We start from the raw sequence: 20925 nt of genomic DNA, 5'->3' as shown, positions 1-20925 counted from the left end.
TCGCCAGTTTCAGGCGAGTGTTCCTCATCAGGAGACTCCGATGTCCGTTGAGCACGCTGCGGTACAACGCGCCGATTTCGACCAGGTAATGGTTCCCAACTACGCGCCTGCCGCATTCATCCCTGTGCGTGGCGCCGGTTCCCGCGTCTGGGACCAGTCTGGCCGCGAGCTGATCGACTTCGCCGGCGGGATTGCCGTTAACGTATTGGGCCATGCGCACCCGGCGCTGGTCAGTGCCTTGACCGAGCAGGCGAACAAACTGTGGCACGTGTCCAACGTCTTCACCAATGAGCCGGCCTTGCGCCTGGCGCATAAGCTGATCGACGCTACGTTTGCCGATCGCGCGTTCTTCTGCAACTCCGGCGCCGAAGCCAACGAGGCCGCCTTCAAGCTGGCCCGTCGCGTCGGTTTCGATCGTTTCGGCAGCGAGAAGTACGAAATCATCGCCGCGCTCAACAGCTTCCACGGCCGTACCCTGTTCACCGTGAACGTCGGTGGTCAGTCGAAGTATTCCGATGGCTTCGGTCCGAAGATCACCGGCATCACCCACGTGCCGTTCAACGATCTGGCTGCGCTGAAAGCCGCCATCTCTGACAAGACTTGCGCTGTGGTCCTGGAACCAATCCAGGGCGAGAGCGGTGTGATCCCGGCCGAACTCGAGTACCTGCAAGGCGCCCGTGAACTGTGCACCGCGCACAACGCGCTGCTGATTTTCGACGAAGTGCAAACCGGCATGGGCCGCAGCGGCAAGCTGTTCGCCTACCAGCATTACGGCGTGACGCCGGACATCCTGACCAGCGCCAAGAGCCTGGGCGGTGGTTTCCCGATCGCCGCGATGCTGACCACTGAAGACCTGGCCAAACACCTGGTCGTCGGCACTCACGGCACCACCTACGGCGGTAATCCGCTGGCATGCGCTGTCGCTGAAGCTGTGATCGACGTGGTTAATACCCCTGAAGTGCTGGCCGGCGTCAACGCCAAGCACGACAAGTTCAAGGCTCGCCTGGAGCAGATCGGCGAGAAATACGGCCTGTTTACCCAGGTCCGTGGTATGGGCCTGTTGATCGGTTGCGTGCTGAACGATGCCTGGAAAGGCAAGGCCAAGGACATCTTCAACGCCGCTGAAAAAGAAGGCCTGATGATTCTGCAAGCCGGCCCGGACGTGGTTCGTTTCGCGCCAAGCCTGGTGGTTGAAGACGCCGATATCGATGCCGGTCTGGATCGTTTCGAGCGCGCCGCGGCGAAACTGACTCAAGCCTGATAGTTATTTCGACGCCTGACATTTCAGGCGTCGAACCCATTTTTATGCCGTACCCGCTCTCTGTAGGAGCGAAGCTTGCTCGCGAATGGGTCGTGTCAGCCACCGTCATCAACGGCTGACACACCGCCTTCGCGAGCAAGCTTCGCTCCTACAAGGGTTCGGCTTATTTCCCCCAAAAGAGTTTTTCGAGAAAGGAGTGACACCATGCTGGTGATGCGCCCCGCGCAAATGGCTGATCTGGGCGAGGTACAGCGTCTGGCTGCGGACAGCCCGATTGGTGTCACTTCCTTGCCGGATGACGTTGAACGCCTGAGCGACAAGATCGCAGCAAGCGAAGCCTCGTTCGCCGCCGAAGTCAGCTTCAACGGTGAAGAGAGCTATTTCTTCGTCCTCGAAGACACCGCCACCGGCAAACTGGTGGGTTGCTCGGCCATTGTTGCGTCGGCCGGCTATTCCGAGCCGTTCTACAGCTTCCGTAATGAAACCTTTGTGCACGCCTCTCGCGAGCTGAAGATTCACAACAAGATCCACGTGCTCTCCCAGTGCCACGACCTGACCGGCAACAGTTTGCTGACCAGTTTCTACGTGCTGCCGGAGCTGGTGGGGTCGGCTTGGTCGGAACTCAACTCCCGGGGTCGCTTGCTGTTCGTGGCCAGCCATCCGGAGCGTTTCGCCGATTCTGTGGTGACCGAGATCGTCGGTTATAGCGATGAAAACGGTGATTCGCCGTTCTGGGATGCAATTGGCCGTAATTTCTTCGACCTCAACTACGCCGCTGCCGAGCGTCTGTGCGGTCTGAAGAGCCGGACGTTCCTGGCCGAGTTGATGCCGCATTACCCGATCTATGTGCCGTTGCTGCCGGACTCCGCTCAAGAGGCGATGGGTCAGGTGCACCCGCGCGCGCAGATCACCTTCGACATACTGATGCGCGAAGGCTTCGAGACCGATCACTACATCGACATTTTCGACGGCGGCCCGACCCTGCATGCCCGTGTCTCGGGGATCCGTTCGATCGCTCAGAGCCGTGTAGTCCCGGTGAAAATCGGCGAGCCGGTCAAAGGCGCCGGTCGTCAGTACCTGGTGGCCAACGCTCAGTTGCAGGATTACCGCGCCGTTTTGCTTGAGCTCGATTACGCGCCGGGCAAACCCGTGACCCTGGATCTTGAAGCGGCCGAAGCCTTGGGCGTAGGCGAAGGTGCCAGCGTGCGCCTGGTGGCGGTTTAACACCTGCTGCTACGCCTGGAAAGATTGCTTGGAAAGAATGCCTAAAAAGCAGCGAGTTTCACGGGTGGCGCAAGCGGCCCGTTTGAGGAGATAGCATGATCGTTCGTCCCGTACGCAGCAGCGATTTACCCGCTCTGATCGACCTGGCCCGCAGCACCGGCACCGGCCTGACCACCTTGCCGGCCAACGAAGAACGTCTGGCCCATCGGGTCGGCTGGGCCGAGAAGACCTTCCGCGGCGAAGCCGGGCGGGGCGATGCGGACTACCTGTTCGTGCTCGAAGACGATGACGGCCGTGTGGTGGGTATTTCCGCCATTGCCGGTGCCGTCGGTCTGCGTGAGCCTTGGTACAACTTCCGGGTTGGCTTGACCGTCAGCGCTTCGCAAGAGTTGAACATCTATCGCGAAATTCCAACGCTGTTCCTGGCCAATGACCTGACCGGTAACTCCGAGCTGTGCTCGCTGTTCCTGCACGCCGACTATCGCACCGGCCTCAACGGTCGCATGCTGGCCAAGGCGCGGATGCTGTTCATCGCCGAGTTCCCGCAGCTGTTCGGCAACAAGATCATCGCCGAGATGCGCGGCATGTCCGACGAAGCCGGGCGTTCGCCGTTCTGGGAAAGTCTGGGGCGTCACTTCTTCAAGATGGAATTCAGCCAGGCTGACTACCTGACAGGCGTGGGCAACAAGGCGTTCATCGCCGAACTGATGCCGAAATTCCCGTTGTACACCTGCTTCCTGTCGGAAGATGCACGCAACGTGATCGGCCAGGTTCATCCGGACACCGAGCCGGCGCTGGCCATGCTTAAAAGCGAAGGCTTCAGCTATCAGGGCTACGTCGACATCTTCGACGCCGGTCCTGCGGTGGAGTGCGAAACCGGCAAGATCCGCGCAATTCGCGACAGCCAGGCGCTGGTGCTGGCCATCGGCACGCCGGGTGACGACGCCACACCGTTCCTGATTCATAACCGCAAACGCGATGACTGCCGGATCACTGCTGCTCCTGCACGTTTCGCCGCCGGCACGCTGGTGGTCGATCCGCTGACCGCCAAACGTCTTCAACTCAACGCCGGCGATCAAGTGCGCGCCGTTCCGTTGTCCGCTGCCAGGGAGTCGAAATAATGAATTCGCTATACATCGCAGGTGAATGGTTGGCCGGCCAGGGTGAAGCCTTTCAGTCGCTGAACCCGGTAACCCAGCAAGTGCTGTGGGCCGGCGAAGGCGCTACCCCTGCTCAGGTTGAATCGGCCGTGCAAGCCGCGCGCCAGGCATTCCCGAGCTGGGCCCGACGTACCCTGGAAGAGCGCATCACCGTGCTGGAGGCCTTTGCCGCCGCGCTGAAGAACAATGCTGACGAACTGGCTCGCACTATCGGTGAGGAAACCGGCAAACCTTTGTGGGAAGCGGCGACCGAAGTCACCAGCATGGTCAACAAGATTGCGATCTCGGTGCAGAGCTACCGCGAACGTACCGGCGAGAAGAGCGGCCCGTTGGGCGACGCCACCGCCGTGTTGCGCCATAAGCCACACGGTGTGGTCGCGGTGTTCGGGCCTTACAACTTCCCTGGTCACTTGCCGAACGGTCACATCGTGCCGGCGCTGCTGGCCGGTAATAGCGTGCTGTTCAAACCCAGCGAGCTGACGCCGAAAGTCGCCGAGCTGACGGTCAAGTGCTGGATCGAAGCCGGTCTGCCGGCAGGCGTGTTGAACCTGCTGCAGGGCGCTCGCGAAACCGGTATCGCCCTGGCGGCGAATCCGGGGATCGATGGCTTGTTCTTCACCGGCTCCAGCCGCACCGGCAATCACCTGCATCAACAGTTTGCCGGTCGTCCGGACAAGATCCTCGCGCTGGAAATGGGCGGTAACAACCCGCTGGTCGTTGATCAGGTCGCAGACCTCGATGCTGCCGTTTACACCATCATCCAGTCTGCGTTCATTTCCGCTGGTCAGCGTTGCACCTGTGCCCGCCGCTTGCTGGTGCCGCAGGGCGCCTGGGGCGACACACTGCTGGCGCGTCTGGTGGCGGTCAGCCGTACGATTGAAGTCGGCGCGTTTGATCAGCAACCGGCACCGTTCATGGGCTCGGTGATTTCTCTCGGCGCTGCGAAAGCACTGATGGATGCGCAAGAGCATCTGCTCGGCAACGGCGCAGTCGCGCTGCTGGAAATGACTCAGCCACAAGCTCAAGCTGCCTTGCTGACCCCAGGCATTCTGGACGTAACGGCAGTGGCTGATCGCCCTGATGAAGAGCTGTTCGGCCCGCTGCTGCAAGTGATCCGCTACGCTGATTTTGAGGCGGCGATCGCTGAAGCCAACGACACCGACTATGGCCTGGCGGCCGGTCTGCTGTCGGATTCCGAAGCGCGTTATCAGCAGTTCTGGCTGGAAAGCCGTGCTGGCATCGTCAACTGGAACAAACAGCTGACCGGTGCTGCAAGCAGCGCGCCATTCGGCGGTGTCGGCGCCTCGGGCAACCACCGCGCCAGCGCCTACTACGCGGCAGATTACTGCGCGTACCCGGTCGCTTCGCTGGAAACCCCGAGCCTGACCTTGCCTGCCGCGCTAACCCCGGGCGTGAAGCTTTCGTAGGGATTATGTAGCAGCTGCCGAAGGCTGCGTTCGGCTGCGTAGCAGTCGTAAATCGGTATACCGGTGTTTCTGAATCAGAATCGTGGATACCGCAATCGCGACTGCTTCGCAGCCGAACGCAGCCTGCGGCAGCTGCTACACAGTTCGCATTCCAGTCATTTTTACTGATGCCTATAAAAAACAGATTCGTGGAGCCTCGCTGATGAAATCCTATGAAGTCAATTTTGACGGTCTAGTGGGGCCGACCCATAACTACGGCGGTTTGTCCTACGGCAACGTCGCGTCCCAGAGCAACAGCCAGCAGTCTTCGAACCCGAAGGAAGCCGCGCTGCAAGGCCTGGCGAAAATGAAATCGCTGATGGAAATGGGCTTTCAACAGGGCGTGCTGGCACCACAGGAACGCCCGGACGTGGCAGCCCTGCGTCGTTTGGGTTTCAGCGGCACCGACGCTCAGGTGATTGAGCAGGCGGCTAAAGATGCAATGCCGTTGCTGGTGGCCAGTTGCTCGGCGTCGAGCATGTGGGTGGCCAACGCCGCCACCGTCAGCCCGAGCGCCGACACCGCGGATGGCCGTGTGCATTTCACCGCGGCCAACCTGAACTGCAAGTATCACCGCAGCATCGAACACCCGACCACCAGTCGCGTGCTGGGGGCAATGTTCGCTGACCAGAAACACTTCGCTCACCACGCTGCATTGCCAGCCGTGGCGCAGTTCGGGGACGAGGGCGCAGCCAACCACACCCGTTTCTGCCGTGAATACGGCGAAGCAGGCGTCGAGTTCTTCGTGTTCGGTCGCAGCGCGTTCGACACCCGTTACCCTGCACCGCAGAAATACCCGGCCCGCCAGACCCTCGAAGCCTCCCAGGCGGTTGCCCGCCTGCACGGCTTGAGCGATGACGGCGTGGTCTACGCTCAGCAGAACCCTTCGGTGATCGATCAGGGCGTGTTCCACAACGATGTGATCGCGGTGGGTAACGGCGAAGTTTTGTTCTATCACGAGGACGCGTTCCTCGACACCGACAAAATGCTGGCTGAATTGCAAAGCAAACTCGCCAAAGTCGGTGGCAAATTTCAGTCGATCTGCGTACCTCGTTCAGCGGTAACCGTGGAAGACGCCGTTCGTTCCTACCTGTTCAATAGCCAACTGCTGTCGCGTCCTGACGGCTCGATGCTGTTGATCGTGCCGGAAGAATGCCGTGGCAACGCGCGTGTCTGGCAGTACCTGCAAGGTTTGACCAGCTCCGGCGGCCTGATCCGCGAAGTGAAAGTGTTCGATTTGAAGCAGAGCATGCAGAACGGCGGCGGCCCGGCTTGCCTGCGACTGCGCGTCGCGCTCAACGAAACCGAACTGGCGGCCGTCAACCCAGGGGTTATCATGACGGCACCGTTGTACGGCACGCTGACCGAATGGGTCGACAAGCACTACCGCGACCGCATGACCGAAAACGATCTCGCGGACCCGCAATTGCTGCTTGAGTGCCGGACGGCACTGGATGAACTGACGCAAATCCTTAAACTGGGCGCGGTTTATCCATTCCAGATCAATTGAACGTCGAGAGCGTAAAAAACATGAGCGATACCCTGCAGCTGATCCTTGAAGACACCGACGGCACGCAACTGGAAACTTCCTGCACCCGCGTCGCGGTCATGTGGCAAGGCAAAGAGCTGTGGATCCAGCAGGACGGCCGCGGCCAATTGCTGATCGGCGTGGACGTCGAGGAAGGTGACGCTGAATACGCAAACCTGCTGCTGCGCCCATTGGCGACTAATCTGGTAAGTCTGCAACTGGAAATGGAACCGGCTGAAGTCGGTGACGAAGACCACGTGCACGGCCCGGATTGCGCACACGACCACTAAGGAAACCGCTCTATGCTCGCCCTCGGCAAACTGCTTGAACTGACCCTCGCCGGCCGCGAACCGGCGGAGAAGACTCAACTGACTGTCGAAGGCGTGCGCATGCGCTGGTTGAGCGAAGGTGCGCTGGAAGTCCGGCCACCTGAAGCTCGCGACAACGGCCTGGACCTGCTGCTATCGGCCGGCATCCATGGCAACGAAACAGCGCCGATCGAGTTGCTTGATCGCCTGTTGCATGACCTCGCCCGCGGTGATTTGAAACCGCGCGCACGTATCCTGTTCCTGTTCGGCAACCCGGAAGCGATTCGCAAAGGCGAGCGTTTCATCGAGCAGGACGTCAACCGGCTGTTCAACGGCCGTCACGAACAAAGCAGTGGCTCCGAAGCCCTGCGCGCCTGTGAACTGGAGCGGCTGGCGGCGAGTTTCTTCAGCCTGCCGGATCGCAACCGTCTGCACTACGACCTGCACACGGCCATTCGCGGTTCGAAAATCGAGCAGTTCGCGCTGTATCCCTGGAAAGAAGGCCGTCAGCATTCACGCCTGGAACTGGCGCGTCTGCGTGCCGCCGGCATGGAAGCGGTGCTGCTGCAAAACAAGCCGTCCATCGTTTTCAGCTCCTATACCTACGACAAGCTCGGTGCGGAGTCCTTTACCCTCGAGTTGGGCAAGGCGCGGCCATTCGGGCAGAACGATGGGGTCAACGTCGATCTGCTGGAAACTCGCCTCAAACAGATCATCGAAGGCAACGAGCCGGCCCAGACCGAAGAGGCGCTGGACGGTTTGCAGCTGTATAGCGTGGCGCGAGAAATCATCAAGCACAGCGATAGCTTCCGCCTGAACCTGCCAGCGGACATCGAGAACTTTTCGGAGTTGGAAGTGGGTTACTTGCTGGCCGAAGACATCGCCCAGACCCGGTGGATCATTGAGGAGGAGGGTGCCCGGATCATCTTCCCGAACCCCAAGGTCAAGAACGGCCTGCGCGCCGGCATCCTGATTGTGCCGACTACCGACGAAAACCTCGCTTAACTGATCGTTCCCACGCAGAGCGTGGGAACGATCATTCAACTAGACGGCTACCGCGCGAGGCTCGCTACGACGCAGCGCTCGCATCTTGTGCAACGTATCCGCGCACGTCTTCGCCGCTTCCTGGCCTTTATGCACAAAGTGCTCGAAGAAGAACTTCTGATGTTCTTCGCCTGCATGGAAGTGGTGCGGGGTCAGGACCACCGAGAACACCGGCACTTCGGTTTCCAGCTGAACCTGCATCAAGCCGCTGATCACCGACTGGGCGACGAATTCGTGGCGGTAGATCCCGCCGTCGACCACCAGGCCCGCCGCGACAATACCGGCATAACGACCGGACTTGGCCAGCAGCTTGGCGTGCAGCGGTATTTCAAAGGCACCGCCGACTTCGAAGAAATCGATCTCCGATTCCTGATAACCCTGAGCAATCATTTCGGCCACAAAGCCCTTACGGCTCTGATCGACGATTTCCTTGTGCCAGCAGGCCTGGATGAACGCAACGCGCTCGCCTTGATGGTTTTTGCTTTTGCTATCGATTGCGGTGGGTTGCATGTTCTGACTCCTGTTTATGTAAAAAACAGGGCATATGAATCGAATGGGATTTAAGGGTACGCACGCTCGCACGAATGCCTGCGGACGGCCCTTTGGCGCCAATCCCGTTCTCTCTTCATCCGGACTATGACCGTCGGCCCCGGGATCACACCGGGTCTGCTGACCTTGCCGCCATCACAGCCATTGCCGTGCCTGTCGCCAAGCGCTCGCGGGCTATGCGCATTGCGCGCAATTACCGCCGGTGGGGAGTTGCACCCCGCCCTGAGAACGTTTTGCCGCCAGATTGTTTGGCGGCGAAGCGTTTTTAACACATATTTCTCACCTGTGCATTGCTGCTATCTGATGATTGCTATCGACTTTTTCGTCGTTTCAGGAAGCCTTTTCCTGCCCAAGGGTTGATTATTCGTCTGCATGACCGCAGTAACTCCTGACTGAAAGGGATTTTCCCTGCTTACCGAGGCCAGATTCATGAGCGTTATTGATCTTCGCAGCGACACCGTCACCCAACCGACCGCAGGGATGCTCGACGCGATGGCCAGCGCGGCCACGGGTGACGACGTTTACGGCGAAGATCCGACGGTCAATCGTCTGGAAGCCGAACTGGCAAAACGGTTGGGTTTTGCTGCGGCGCTGTTTGTCCCTACGGGCACCATGAGCAATCTGCTGGGCTTGATGGCCCACTGTGAGCGCGGTGACGAGTACATCGTTGGCCAGCAGGCTCACACCTATAAGTACGAAGGCGGCGGTGCGGCGGTGCTGGGTTCGATCCAGCCACAACCGCTGGAAGTGCAGGCCGACGGCTCGCTGGACCTGGCGCACGCCGCGGCCGCGATTAAACCGGATGACTTCCACTTCGCCCGCACCCGTTTGCTCGCGCTGGAAAACACCATGCAGGGCAAGGTTTTGCCGCTGGAGTATCTGGCGCAGGCTCGAAGCTTTACCCGTGAACATGGGTTGCAGCTGCACCTGGACGGCGCGCGGCTGTACAACGCGGCGGTCAAATTGGGTGTCGATGCCCGTGAAATTACTCAGCACTTTGATTCCGTCTCGGTCTGCCTGTCCAAAGGCCTGGGCGCGCCGATCGGTTCGGTGCTGTGCGGCTCGGTCGAGTTGATCGGAAAGGCGCGGCGTCTGCGCAAGATGGTCGGCGGCGGCATGCGCCAAGCCGGGATCCTGGCGGCGGCGGGTTTGTACGCGCTGGATAATAATGTTCAGCGTCTGGCTGACGACCACGCCAATGCGCAGTTGCTGGCCGAAGGCTTGCGAGCCGCGGGTTACGAGGTCGAGCCGGTGCAGACCAATATGGTTTACGTGCAGATGGGCGACAAGGCCGAGGCCATCAAGGCGTTTGCCGCCGAACGCGGGATCAAGCTGAGCGCTGCCGGACGTCTGCGCATGGTCACGCACATGGACGTCAGTCGCGCTCAAATCGAGCAGGTCGTCGCGACATTCGTCGAGTTTTCGCGCAACTGATAGCGTTAGCGGTCCAATTGACCGTTTCTATCGTATAAACACGCTGTACCCCGCGCGCAGGGCCGATATAATGCGGCCCTTTGCCGTCGCTTCGTCTGTTGACGTTTCGCACAGGCCTTTGGCCGCAGCCTCCGTGGAAGAACCTAATGAAAAGCGCAGAAATCCGTGAAGCCTTCCTTCGCTTCTTCGAAGAGCAAGGCCACACCCGTGTAGCCTCCAGCTCTTTGATTCCGGGCAACGACCCAACCCTGCTGTTCACTAACGCGGGGATGAACCAGTTCAAGGACTGCTTCCTGGGCCAGGAAAAGCGCGCGTACACCCGCGCGGTCAGCAGCCAGAAATGCGTGCGCGCGGGCGGCAAGCACAACGACCTGGAAAACGTCGGTTATACCGCCCGTCACCACACGTTCTTCGAAATGCTGGGTAACTTCAGCTTCGGTGATTATTTCAAGCGTGACGCCATCACCTACGCCTGGAACTTCCTGACGTCCGACAAGTGGCTGAACCTGCCGAAAGAAAAGCTCTGGGTCACCGTCTACGCCAGCGATGACGAGGCGTACGACATCTGGACCAAAGAAATCGGCGTTCCGGCCGAACGCATGGTTCGTATCGGCGACAACAAAGGCGCGCCGTACGCGTCCGATAACTTCTGGACCATGGGCGATACCGGCCCGTGCGGTCCTTGCACCGAGATTTTCTACGATCACGGCGCCGACATCTGGGGCGGCCCTCCGGGCTCGCCGGAAGAAGATGGCGACCGTTACATTGAAATCTGGAACAACGTGTTCATGCAGTTCAACCGCACCGCCGATGGCGTGTTGCACCCGCTGCCAGCGCCGTCGGTCGATACCGGCATGGGCCTGGAGCGGATCAGTGCCGTGCTGCAGCACGTTCACTCGAACTATGAAGTCGACCTGTTCCAGAGCCTGCTGATTGCATCGGCCAAGGCCATCGGCTGCACCAACGACAATCAGGCGTCCCTGAAAGTCGTCGCCGACCACATTCGCTCGTGCGGTTTCCTGATTGCCGACGGCGTGCTGCCGTCCAACGAAGGCCGCGGCTACGTGCTGCGCCGGATCATTCGTCGCGCCTGTCGTCACGGCAACAAGCTGGGCGCCAAGGGCAGCTTCTTCTACCAGATCGTTGCGGCACTGGTCGCCGAGATGGGCGAAGCCTTCCCAGAGCTGAAATCCCAGCAAGCGCACATCGAGCGCGTACTGAAAGCTGAAGAAGAGCAATTCGCCAAGACCCTGGAGCAGGGCCTGAAAATCCTCGAGCAGGATCTGGCGGAACTCAAAGGCGACGTGGTGCCGGGCGACGTAGTGTTCAAACTCTACGACACCTACGGTTTCCCGATGGACCTGACCGGCGACATCGCTCGCGAACGCAGCCTGACCATCGACGAAGAAGGCTTCGAGCGCGAGATGGAAGCCCAGCGCGTCCGTGCCCGTTCCGCCAGCTCCTTCGGCATGGACTACAACAGCCTGGTCAAGGTTGATGTGGCCACCGAATTCACCGGCTATGAAGCGACTAAAGGTTCGGCGAAAGTCGTTGGTCTGTATAAAGATGGCCAGTCGGTGGACGTACTCAGCGAAGGCGAAGAGGGTGTGGTCGTACTGAACCAGACGCCGTTTTACGCTGAATCCGGCGGTCAGATTGGCGACTGCGGTTTCCTTCAGGTCGGCAATGCGCGCTTTGACGTACGCGACACCACCAAAACCGGTGGCGCCTTCTTGCATCACGGCGTGCTGGCCTCGGGCAGCCTGACCATTGGTGCGCCGGTAGAGACTCATGTTGATGCCGAAGTGCGTCACGCGACTTCGTTGAACCACTCGGCGACTCACTTGCTGCACGCGGCATTGCGTCAGGTGCTGGGCGATCACGTGCAGCAGAAAGGTTCGTTGGTCGACAGTCAGCGCCTGCGCTTTGACTTCAGCCACTTCGAAGCCATCAAACCTGAGCAGTTGAAGGCGCTGGAAGACATCGTCAACGCCGAGATTCGCAAGAACTCCGAAGTTGAAACCGAAGAAACCGATATCGAAACCGCCAAGCAGAAGGGCGCCATGGCGCTGTTCGGCGAGAAGTACGGCGACAATGTGCGCGTACTGAGCATGGGCGGTGATTTCTCCGTCGAGCTGTGCGGTGGTATCCACGCCAACCGGACTGGCGACATCGGCCTGCTGAAGATTATCAGCGAAGGCGGTGTGGCTTCCGGCGTGCGTCGTATCGAAGCGGTCACCGGCGCCGCGGCGCTGGCATACTTGAACGCTGCTGAAGAACAACTCAAGGAAGCGGCCAACCTGGTCAAGGGTAGCCGCGACAACCTGATCGACAAGCTGTCGGCTGTGCTGGAGCGCAACCGTCTGCTGGAGAAGCAACTCGAGCAGTTGCAGGCCAAGGCTGCCAGCGCGGCGGGCGACGATCTGTCGGCTTCTGCCCTGGATGTCAAAGGCGTGAAAGTGTTGGCCGTGCGTCTGGACGGTCAGGACGGCAAGGCGCTGCTGGCGCTGGTCGATCAACTGAAAAACAAACTCGGCCGCGCAGTGATCCTGCTCGGCAGTGTCCATGAGGAAAAGGTCGTTCTGGTTGCAGGCGTAACCAAAGACCTGACTGGCCAACTCAAAGCCGGTGATTTGATGAAGCAAGCCGCTGCAGCAGTGGGCGGGAAGGGCGGTGGTCGTCCAGACATGGCGCAGGGCGGTGGTACTGACGCTGGCGCACTGGATGCGGCATTGGCCCTGACTGTTCCATTTGTAGAGCAGGGTTTATAAGGCAGTGTGTCCGGCCCGCAGTCTAGTGGCGGACCCGAACGCTGTTTGAGTGATTATTTGGGCGCCCTTCATGGGCAGAGGCGGCTTTGAAATGGCTTTGATCGTACAGAAATTTGGAGGCACCTCGGTCGGCACTGTCGAGAGAATCGAGCAGGTCGCCGACAAGGTTAAGAAATTCCGCGATGCCGGCGATGACCTGGTAGTTGTGCTGTCTGCAATGAGCGGCGAAACCAACCGTCTGATCGATCTGGCCAAGCAAATCAGTGGCGACGGCCAACCGGTTCCTCGTGAGCTGGACGTGATCGTCTCCACCGGTGAGCAGGTGACGATTGCACTGTTGGCCATGGCGCTGATCAAGCGCGGCGTGCCAGCAGTGTCCTACACCGGCAATCAGGTGCGGATTCTGACGGACAGTGCGCACAATAAAGCGCGTATCTTGCAGATTGATGACCAGAAGATTCGTGGCGATCTGAAGGCTGGTCGTGTGGTCGTTGTCGCCGGCTTCCAGGGCGTCGACGAGCACGGCAACATCACCACCCTCGGTCGTGGTGGTTCCGACACCACCGGCGTGGCGCTGGCGGCAGCCTTGAAGGCTGACGAATGCCAGATCTACACCGACGTCGACGGCGTCTATACCACCGACCCGCGTGTGGTGTCCGTGGCTCAGCGCCTGGACAAGATTACCTTCGAAGAGATGCTGGAAATGGCCAGTCTCGGTTCCAAGGTATTGCAGATCCGTGCGGTGGAATTCGCCGGCAAGTACAACGTTCCGCTGCGCGTACTGCACAGCTTCAAGGAGGGTCCGGGCACCCTCATTACTATTGATGAAGAGGAAACCATGGAACAGCCGATCATTTCCGGCATCGCTTTCAACCGCGATGAAGCCAAGCTGACTATCCGTGGCGTGCCAGACACCCCGGGCGTTGCATTCAAGATTCTCGGCCCTATCAGCGCCGCGAACATCGAAGTCGACATGATCGTGCAGAACGTTGCGCACGATAACACCACCGACTTCACCTTCACCGTGCACCGCAATGATTTCCAGGCCGCGCAAACCGTGCTGGAAAACACCGCTCGCGAGATAGGTGCCCGTGAAGTCGTTGGCGATATCAAGATTGCCAAGGTGTCGATCGTCGGTGTCGGCATGCGTTCCCACGCAGGCGTGGCCAGCCGCATGTTCGAATCCCTGGCCAAGGAAAGCATCAACATCCAGATGATCTCGACCTCGGAAATCAAAGTCTCCGTAGTGATCGAAGAGAAGTACCTGGAACTGGCTGTGCGCGCGCTGCACACAGCTTTCGAACTGGACGCACCGGCCCGACAGGGCGAGTGATGCGTTTGCCGAAGGGCGCGGTCTGACCGCGCCCTTTGTTTTTTTGAATGGTGCGACCTGAGGCTGTTCTTTTGCTCGCGCTAGTCAATACTCAGGCATGTAGGGCTGCGATCGCTCCGGTTGTAGGTCGAGTGCCTTTTTTTTGCAGACTGTTGTCCCTGAAATGAAATGCGTGAGGAGAAAGGTATGCTGATTCTGACTCGTCGGTGCGCAGAAAGCCTGATTATTGGTGATGGCGAAATCACCGTGACCGTGCTCGGCGTCAAAGGAAATCAAGTGCGTATCGGTGTCAACGCCCCGAAAGAGGTTGCGGTCCACCGTGAGGAAATTTACCTGCGTATAAAGAAAGAGAAGGACGAAGAACCAAGCCATTAATTTTTATCGTTTTTATGTTTGCAAACGGGGAAGAAGCTGGTTAATATACGCCCCGTGTTGCGGAGAGCTGGCCGAGTGGCCGAAGGCGCTCCCCTGCTAAGGGAGTACACCTCAAAAGGGTGTCGGGGGTTCGAATCCCCCGTTCTCCGCCATTATTTGCGTAGTACGTTGTAATCTAGCTTCTTCGGTAAGTGTTTGAAATTACTAGAAAAAGTGCTTTACATAGAGATTAAACGGCCTATAATGCGCGGCAACAAATGCACTCGTAGCTCAGCTGGATAGAGTACTCGGCTACGAACCGAGCGGTCACAGGTTCGAATCCTGTCGAGTGCACCATTTAAGAGTTGTTTGCAGTAATGTGAATGACTTAGCTTCAACCAGTTGTGATCTGGTATAAAAACACAAATGCACTCGTAGCTCAGCTGGATAGAGTACTCGGCTACGAACCGAGCGGTCACAGGTTCGAATCCTGTCGAGTGCACCAAACACCAAAAAGCCCGCGTTTAACGCGGGCTTTTTGCCGTCTGGGATTTGGCTTTTCCTTTGGTGCATCCTCTCTCATCGAACTCGACGTGGGCGCTACGACCTCGCTGGGTGTCGTAACGGTAGCTCGTGGCTGAATTGCGAATACTGATCTTGTCTGGTTTGCCAAGGGCGCTCTCGACGTCCTGCTGACTCATGCCGGCGACAATCCGCTGATTGATGATGGCTTCGCGGCGCTCTTTGGCGCTGATGAGGTTTCCACATTTGTCCTCGGTCTTGCCGACGACAGTTGGATCTCTCCTTTTGATTTTCATACCTGATGTTTCGCGATTCTCGGCTTCTGGCATGAGAGCGGTTGTGCTGCCCGGTGTGAAGGTGCGGACATCCTGTAGCGAAAGGCTGTCTCCGGCCGTACAGCTCAACGTAGTGAAGGTAATGCGCCCGTCGGCCGCCTCGCAGCGGTGAACGGTCGTGGCAAGCGCCCAGGGCGACGGGCAGAGCAGGGTAATCAATAAAAAATAATGTGCATTCGATTGCATTAAACGTCCTCCATGACGGTCCATCTCAAGGGTAGTCGTTACATTTTTCGGCTGTGGTGTGTTTTCTTTTCAGGATGAGTCGTCGCAGTTTCATGGATCAGGACGGTGCTCAGGTTTGTCTTGCAAGCGCTTGTTTCAGCCACGATTTTTTAACGTTTAAAACCGTCGGGCGGTGTATCATTGCGCCCGTCAGCCCCGCCGGGGCTTGTGGAATACCTCCATGGACTTACCCAGTAGTTACTCAGTACCCCATTTTTCCAATCATGAATTGACTGATTGATCCTTCCGGCGTGCCCCGCTGCTGGGAGTGGAGTTCGCCTATGTCTGAAGTTGAAGTAAAGAAAACGCAGGAAAGCTTGCAGGACCGCCTCGCTCAAGTTGTTGAGCTGCTGCAGCGTCAGCGGGTGGTCGAAGACCTGACTCATCGTCAGGAAGGTCCGCATCACGACCGGGTCGAGAACCTGGTTCACCGGCAAAACCTCGTCGAGCTGCAACGCAAGCTCGATGATCTGCACTCCGCCGACGTCGCCTACATCCTTGAAGCCTTGCCGCTGGGCGATCGTCTGACGCTCTGGCAATTGGTCAAGGCCGATCGCGACGGCGACATTCTGCTCGAAGTATCTGATTCGGTTCGTGAAACGCTGATCGCCGACATGGACGATCACGAGCTGCTGGCTGCGGCCAAGGATATGGACGCCGACGAACTTGCCGACCTGGCCTCCGAGCTGCCGCGAGACGTCGTCCACGAGCTGATGGAAACCCTCGATGGTCAGCAGCGTGAGCGCGTTCGCTCCGCGTTGTCCTATGACGAGGAGCAGGTCGGTGCGCTGATGGACTTCGAGATGGTGACGATCCGTGAGGACGTCAGTCTCGAAGTGGTGTTGCGTTACCTGCGTCGGCTCAAGGAGCTACCGGGTCATACCGACAAACTGTTTGTGGTCGATTACGACGGCGTGCTCAAGGGCGTGCTGCCGATCAAGCGTTTGCTGGTCAACGATCCGGAAAAACAGGTTTCGGAAGTCATGGCCAGCGACCCGGTGAGTTTTCACCCGGACGAAGACGCCTATGACGCTGCTCAGGCGTTCGAACGTTACGACTTGATCTCGGCGCCCGTGGTCGACAAGAACGGCAAGCTGATCGGCCGTCTGACCATCGATGAAATGGTCGACCTGATTCGTGAAGAGAGCGAAAACGAAGTTCTCAACATGGCGGGTCTGCGTGAAGAGGAAGATATTTTTGCGTCAGTCTGGAAGTCCCTGCGTAACCGTTGGGCCTGGCTGGCGGTGAACCTGATTACGGCATTCATTGCTTCTCGCGTGATTGGCCTGTTCGAAGGTTCGATCGAGAAGCTGGTGGCGCTCGCGGCATTGATGCCGATCGTGGCGGGCATCGGTGGCAACTCGGGTAACCAGACCATCACCATGATCGTTCGCGCCATGGCGCTGGACCAGGTGAGTACCGGTAATACCTCACGTCTGATGCGCAAGGAGCTGGCCGTCGGTTTGATCAACGGTTTGGTGTGGGGTGGGGTGATTGGTGCGGTGGCCTACCTGCTTTACGGTAGTTGGTCCCTTGGCGTGGTGATGACCGCCGCCATGACGCTCAATCTGTTGCTCGCGGCGTTGATGGGCGTGCTGATCCCCATGACGCTGGCGCGCCTCGGACGCGATCCGGCGATGGGCGCCAGTGTAATGATCACCGCCATGACGGACAGCGGCGGGTTTTTCATCTTTCTCGGGTTGGCGACGATCTTCCTGCTCTGACTTATCGACATTAGAAACCCGCCAATCAATCGGCGGGTTTTTTTTTGCCCGAATTTCAGGCAAAAAAAAGCCAGCGATTAAGCTGGCTTGAGCTTTCGGATGAAATCAGGAAGCGTCTGCGGCCATTTCGGCATCATGCGCAATCAGCGAAACAAGAGCGTTCTGCTGACGGTGGGAGAGTTGACGGAAGCGTTGCAGCAGTTCACGTTCGTGCAATGACAGCTCCGGGCTGTCCAGGCGCATGCTCAATTCTTCGCCCAACGCGCCTTCCTGAATAAGGCTCTGTTCAAGGCGCGCGATGATTTCGGAGTTCATGCTGCGATGATGATTGCGAGCCACCTCGGCAATGCGTTCACGCATTCCGTCTGGCAGACGTACGACGAACTTGTCAGCCGTACGGCTGGAATAAATTGCCTGTTTCAATGGGCGCATATATTTAACCGGTTAGTTCAGGGGAGCGGTTCTCGGGATTGGCCGCAGGATGTCTGATAGGACAAGCGGTCTGGCCAAATGTTCAACCTGAATTGATAGAGGCTCGCATCATGCCTCAAAGTAGCCAGTTCATTGGCGTCAATTCTGTGACAAATATTGAACTGGATAAAGGCGTTATGCCAGCACCAATTATCAGAAATGCGGACTGGTTTGAAAAGTTTGCCCTGGTCCGTATTACTGACCGCCTCCTCTTGCCCGACAGGTGATGTCCTGGGACGCCTGAAGGCGCATGCTGTGCAGATTCGATCAGTGTTCCTTACTTGTACAGGATAGTGGCAATTGGCCGATTTACTAGGGGAAGACGTGCAGTGGGAGGTGATTTCAGGATGGATGGCAGGCTGATTTACTTGATGGGACCTTCTGGGTCCGGCAAGGACAGCCTCATCGAAGCCGCTCGAGAGCCGTTGCAGGCGCTCAATTGTGAAGTGGTGCGTCGGGTCATCACGCGTTCGGCCGAATCAGTGGGCGAGGATGCGATTGGCGTTTCCCGGGAAGAGTTCGAGCAACACAGGGTCGAGGGCGATTTCGCGCTGTGCTGGAACGCCAATGGTCTGGATTACGGTATTTCGATCGAAATAGATCATTGGCTCAATGAAGGTCGACATGTCTTGGTCAACGGCTCTCGTGGCCATCTGGCTGAAGCGCTGCACCGGTATCCAACGCTGTTGCCGGTTCTTTTGACGGTCAATGATGAAGTCCTGCGAGAGCGTCTGCTGCGCCGTGGTCGCGAGAGTTTTACGGAAATTGAAGCAAGGCTGCATCGCAATGGGTTATTCACGGCAGAGGGTTCAATCGGTGACACGCAGATTCATCGACTCGACAATTCAGGCGAACTGTCCACTACAGTTGCCAATCTGCTGGATCTGTTGAAGATTAACGCAGTACCGGATCGAACTTGATTTTGCGTCCGGCAATCAGCGCCAGCACAAACAGCGCACCGAACACGACGCTGGCAATCAAAGGCAGGGTGAGGGCCGTATCCTGGACCACTGACAGATGAAGAATGCCGCTCAGTAAAGCGAGGATGAAAAACCCTGCGGCGGATTTGGACATGCGGTGCTCCTGATGGGGTGATTCAAAATACCAAACGTTCTGAAGACTGAGCCGGCAGCAGAATGCCCTCTTGGCTCACCTCTTGGCTGACAAAGCTGCGCTGGTCGCTCATAACCGCCAGTTGAGGCGCTCTTTGCACCTGAAGGTAATGAGGCATGCGTTGAGTAACCGGCTCAGCACCGCTCTCGGGGATAAAATGAAAGCCCAGCAGAACCGTCAGAGCGATCGCGTTCGAGAGTAAAAGGGTGCTGTTCATGAGGCTGGCCTCCGTTGTTCTTCGAGAACAGCTAAAGCAGCCCGCATGCCAAGAGTTTAACGGTAATTAAATCCTTTAAAAACAATGAATTAAGATATTTACCCGAAGTGCCTGCATTGCATTTTGCAATGATGGCTTTTTGCGGTGATGCAATTTGCACGGTAAACAAAGCCACGCTCCTGCGAGGCGACTGCCTACACTTAAAAAGCCCAACGGACGACATGACAAAAGCAGGCCTGCCCGTTAACATGCACGCCGTCCATCGCATCGCGTTTCTTCGTGGTCGATCTGTGTCTCAGTAGCTCAATTGGATAGAGCATCCCCCTCCTAAGGGGAAGGTTGGCAGTTCGAACCTGCCCTGGGACACCATATAATTCAATGCCTCTAGAAATTCATGACCCCTCCGATAAACCCTTATGGGGCAGGGTGGGTGCAAGCGGATTGCTTCAGTCATAAAAAAGCCTCGCTCAGATAAATATCTGGCGGGGCTTTTTCATAACCGTTCCGTTCTATTAAGGAGAGGTATGGATACGCTGATGAGTTCGCTCTGGCCGCAATTGCGTCTGCCGGGGGCAGTGCTGTTCTATTGGTCGCCCTTGGAAAACACTAAACTACGAAGCGCCTGCTGAGCGATTTAGCCACTCAGTCGCATCGACCGGTTGAATCCACAACCCAAAGCTGGCGCTCGCCAAGGTCTGAACTCGGCCAAAAACGAAAAAAGGGGTGCTTCAGTGACGATGTGGTCTGGGTTTCTGCTGCCCTGATGCTTTGTACGGGGCTTGGAAGTTTTCATAGTGGTAACCCAGGCTCATTGGTAAGGAAAAGAATTTTTAGACTGGGGTTGACCGCGTATTTTAATCCTGTATTATTTGCCTCCCGCTAACGAGCAGCTTGATGTTGTTCTTGGCCTAAGCAATTGATTTTATTAATAAAATCAGCTGTTTTTAAGGGTGCTACTTGAGGGCGTATGCTGTAGAGTGCGCGCCTCGGTTGAGACGAAAGATCTTAACCAACCGCTCTTTAACAACTGAATCAAGCAATTCGTGTGGGTGCTTGTGGAGTCAGACTGATAGTCAACAAGATTATCAGCATCACAAGTTACTCCGCGAGAAATCAAAGATGTAACCAACGATTGCTGAGCCAAGTTTAGGGTTTCTTAAAAACCCATAGATGTTTGAACTGAAGAGTTTGATCATGGCTCAGATTGAACGCTGGCGGCAGGCCTAACACATGCAAGTCGAGCGGCAGCACGGGTACTTGTACCTGGTGGCGAGCGGCGGACGGGTGAGTAATGCCTAGGAATCTGCCTGGTAGTGGGGGATAACGCTCGGAAACGGACGCTAATACCGCATACGTCCTACGGGAGAAAGCAGGGGACCTTCGGGCCTTGCGCTATCAGATGAGCCTAGGTCGGATTAGCTAGTTGGTGAGGTAATGGCTCACCAAGGCGACGATCCGTAACTGGTCTGAGAGGATGATCAGTCACACTGGAACTGAGACACGGTCCAGACTCCTACGGGAGGCAGCAGTGGGGAATATTGGACAATGGGCGAAAGCCTGATCCAGCCATGCCGCGTGTGTGAAGAAGGTCTTCGGATTGTAAAGCACTTTAAGTTGGGAGGAAGGGCATTTACCTAATACGTAAGTGTTTTGACGTTACCGACAGAATAAGCACCGGCTAACTCTGTGCCAGCAGCCGCGGTAATACAGAGGGTGCAAGCGTTAATCGGAATTACTGGGCGTAAAGCGCGCGTAGGTGGTTTGTTAAGTTGGATGTGAAATCCCCGGGCTCAACCTGGGAACTGCATTCAAAACTGACAAGCTAGAGTATGGTAGAGGGTGGTGGAATTTCCTGTGTAGCGGTGAAATGCGTAGATATAGGAAGG

General features: G+C 57.6%; 18 protein-coding genes, 4 tRNA genes, 1 rRNA gene and 1 riboswitch (1 of these 24 only partly in view). Of the genes, 18 read left to right on the top strand and 5 right to left on the bottom strand.

Annotated elements, in window-relative coordinates; all coding sequences use genetic code 11:
* Window positions 1-40: 40 nt before the first annotated feature.
* From QFW87_RS22515 to astE, 7 genes are all read left to right on the top strand, one after another.
* Window positions 41-1261 (top strand): aspartate aminotransferase family protein, encoded by a 1221-nt coding sequence (locus QFW87_RS22515; protein ID WP_282482680.1) that lies wholly within the window; start codon window positions 41-43, stop codon window positions 1259-1261.
* Between the two features lie 204 nt (window positions 1262-1465).
* The gene (gene aruF, locus QFW87_RS22510) at window positions 1466-2485 is read left to right on the top strand and encodes an arginine/ornithine succinyltransferase subunit alpha (protein ID WP_008154316.1); all 1020 of its coding nucleotides are present in this window, start codon (window positions 1466-1468) and stop codon (window positions 2483-2485) included.
* Between the two features lie 95 nt (window positions 2486-2580).
* Window positions 2581-3606, top strand: coding sequence for an arginine N-succinyltransferase (astA, locus tag QFW87_RS22505; RefSeq protein WP_283181343.1), 1026 nt, complete (start codon window positions 2581-2583; stop codon window positions 3604-3606).
* Window positions 3603-5072, top strand: a complete 1470-nt coding sequence (astD, locus tag QFW87_RS22500; RefSeq protein ID WP_283190942.1) for a succinylglutamate-semialdehyde dehydrogenase — start codon at window positions 3603-3605, stop codon at window positions 5070-5072. Before astA ends, astD begins: the two co-directional genes overlap by 4 nt.
* A 202-nt stretch (window positions 5073-5274) precedes the next feature.
* On the top strand, window positions 5275-6621 hold the full coding sequence (gene astB, locus QFW87_RS22495; RefSeq protein ID WP_283181342.1) for an N-succinylarginine dihydrolase: 1347 nt from the start codon (window positions 5275-5277) through the stop codon (window positions 6619-6621).
* Between the two features lie 20 nt (window positions 6622-6641).
* The gene (locus tag QFW87_RS22490) at window positions 6642-6929 is read left to right on the top strand and encodes a hypothetical protein (protein ID WP_033056735.1); all 288 of its coding nucleotides are present in this window, start codon (window positions 6642-6644) and stop codon (window positions 6927-6929) included.
* 12 nt (window positions 6930-6941) lie between these two features.
* Window positions 6942-7952 (top strand): succinylglutamate desuccinylase, encoded by a 1011-nt coding sequence (astE, locus tag QFW87_RS22485; RefSeq protein WP_134417948.1) that lies wholly within the window; start codon window positions 6942-6944, stop codon window positions 7950-7952.
* 39 nt (window positions 7953-7991) lie between these two features.
* Here the strand turns inward: astE and QFW87_RS22480 are convergent, their stop codons facing one another.
* Window positions 7992-8501 (bottom strand): 6,7-dimethyl-8-ribityllumazine synthase, encoded by a 510-nt coding sequence (locus tag QFW87_RS22480; RefSeq protein ID WP_007943897.1) that lies wholly within the window; start codon window positions 8499-8501, stop codon window positions 7992-7994.
* Window positions 8502-8603: 102 nt separating this feature from the next.
* Window positions 8604-8774: riboswitch (FMN riboswitch) on the bottom strand.
* 195 nt (window positions 8775-8969) lie between these two features.
* Here QFW87_RS22480 and ltaE point away from each other — a divergent pair.
* The 7 genes from ltaE to QFW87_RS22445 all read left to right on the top strand — a co-directional run bounded on the left by ltaE (window position 8970) and on the right by QFW87_RS22445 (window position 14937).
* The gene (ltaE, locus tag QFW87_RS22475; RefSeq protein WP_283181341.1) at window positions 8970-9974 is read left to right on the top strand and encodes a low-specificity L-threonine aldolase; all 1005 of its coding nucleotides are present in this window, start codon (window positions 8970-8972) and stop codon (window positions 9972-9974) included.
* 146 nt (window positions 9975-10120) lie between these two features.
* Window positions 10121-12745: an alanine--tRNA ligase gene (gene alaS / locus QFW87_RS22470; RefSeq protein WP_283188910.1), complete on the top strand. Its 2625-nt coding sequence runs from the start codon at window positions 10121-10123 to the stop codon at window positions 12743-12745.
* A 91-nt stretch (window positions 12746-12836) separates the two neighbouring features.
* Window positions 12837-14078 carry an aspartate kinase gene (locus QFW87_RS22465; protein WP_031319071.1) on the top strand — a complete coding sequence of 414 codons (1242 nt, stop codon included), beginning with the start codon at window positions 12837-12839 and terminating at the stop codon, window positions 14076-14078.
* A gap of 186 nt (window positions 14079-14264) precedes the next feature.
* A complete protein-coding gene (gene csrA / locus QFW87_RS22460) occupies window positions 14265-14453 on the top strand; it encodes a carbon storage regulator CsrA (RefSeq protein ID WP_002554426.1) in 189 nt (62 codons plus the stop codon).
* A 61-nt stretch (window positions 14454-14514) separates the two neighbouring features.
* Window positions 14515-14605, top strand: a tRNA-Ser gene (locus QFW87_RS22455).
* 107 nt (window positions 14606-14712) lie between these two features.
* Window positions 14713-14789: transfer RNA gene (locus tag QFW87_RS22450), tRNA-Arg, on the top strand.
* 71 nt (window positions 14790-14860) lie between these two features.
* Window positions 14861-14937 (top strand) — tRNA-Arg (locus tag QFW87_RS22445).
* Between the two features lie 19 nt (window positions 14938-14956).
* On the opposite strand, the gene QFW87_RS22440 is transcribed toward QFW87_RS22445, so the two are convergent.
* On the bottom strand, window positions 14957-15475 hold the full coding sequence (locus tag QFW87_RS22440) for a cell envelope protein SmpA (RefSeq protein WP_283188909.1): 519 nt from the start codon (window positions 15473-15475) through the stop codon (window positions 14957-14959).
* A gap of 320 nt (window positions 15476-15795) precedes the next feature.
* On the opposite strand from QFW87_RS22440, the gene mgtE reads away from it, so the two are divergent.
* Entirely contained in the window at window positions 15796-17238 is a 1443-nt protein-coding gene (gene mgtE, locus QFW87_RS22435; protein ID WP_283181338.1) for a magnesium transporter, read from the top strand.
* Window positions 17239-17343: 105 nt separating this feature from the next.
* On the opposite strand, the gene QFW87_RS22430 is transcribed toward mgtE, so the two are convergent.
* Complete coding sequence (locus tag QFW87_RS22430) at window positions 17344-17670, bottom strand: Arc family DNA-binding protein (protein ID WP_003178899.1); 327 nt, start codon at window positions 17668-17670, stop codon at window positions 17344-17346.
* Window positions 17671-18056: 386 nt separating this feature from the next.
* On the opposite strand from QFW87_RS22430, the gene phnN reads away from it, so the two are divergent.
* A complete protein-coding gene (gene phnN / locus QFW87_RS22425) occupies window positions 18057-18629 on the top strand; it encodes a phosphonate metabolism protein/1,5-bisphosphokinase (PRPP-forming) PhnN (RefSeq protein ID WP_283188908.1) in 573 nt (190 codons plus the stop codon).
* On the opposite strand, the gene QFW87_RS22420 is transcribed toward phnN, so the two are convergent.
* Complete coding sequence (locus QFW87_RS22420) at window positions 18604-18783, bottom strand: PA3371 family protein (RefSeq protein WP_283188907.1); 180 nt, start codon at window positions 18781-18783, stop codon at window positions 18604-18606. The genes phnN and QFW87_RS22420 overlap by 26 nt on opposite strands.
* Before the next feature lie 22 nt (window positions 18784-18805).
* Window positions 18806-19039 (bottom strand): hypothetical protein, encoded by a 234-nt coding sequence (locus QFW87_RS22415; RefSeq protein WP_283181335.1) that lies wholly within the window; start codon window positions 19037-19039, stop codon window positions 18806-18808.
* Window positions 19040-19331: 292 nt separating this feature from the next.
* Here QFW87_RS22415 and QFW87_RS22410 point away from each other — a divergent pair.
* A tRNA-Arg gene (locus QFW87_RS22410) sits at window positions 19332-19408 on the top strand.
* 807 nt (window positions 19409-20215) lie between these two features.
* Window positions 20216-20925 (top strand): 16S ribosomal RNA (locus QFW87_RS22405); it runs 829 nt beyond the window's last position.

Source organism: Pseudomonas sp. PMCC200344 (genome assembly GCF_030053095.1).
GTDB classification, from domain to species: Bacteria; Pseudomonadota; Gammaproteobacteria; order Pseudomonadales; family Pseudomonadaceae; genus Aquipseudomonas; species Aquipseudomonas svalbardensis.
Note: the sequence above shows the minus strand (reverse complement) of the source record. Positions and strands in the feature narration are given on the sequence as shown.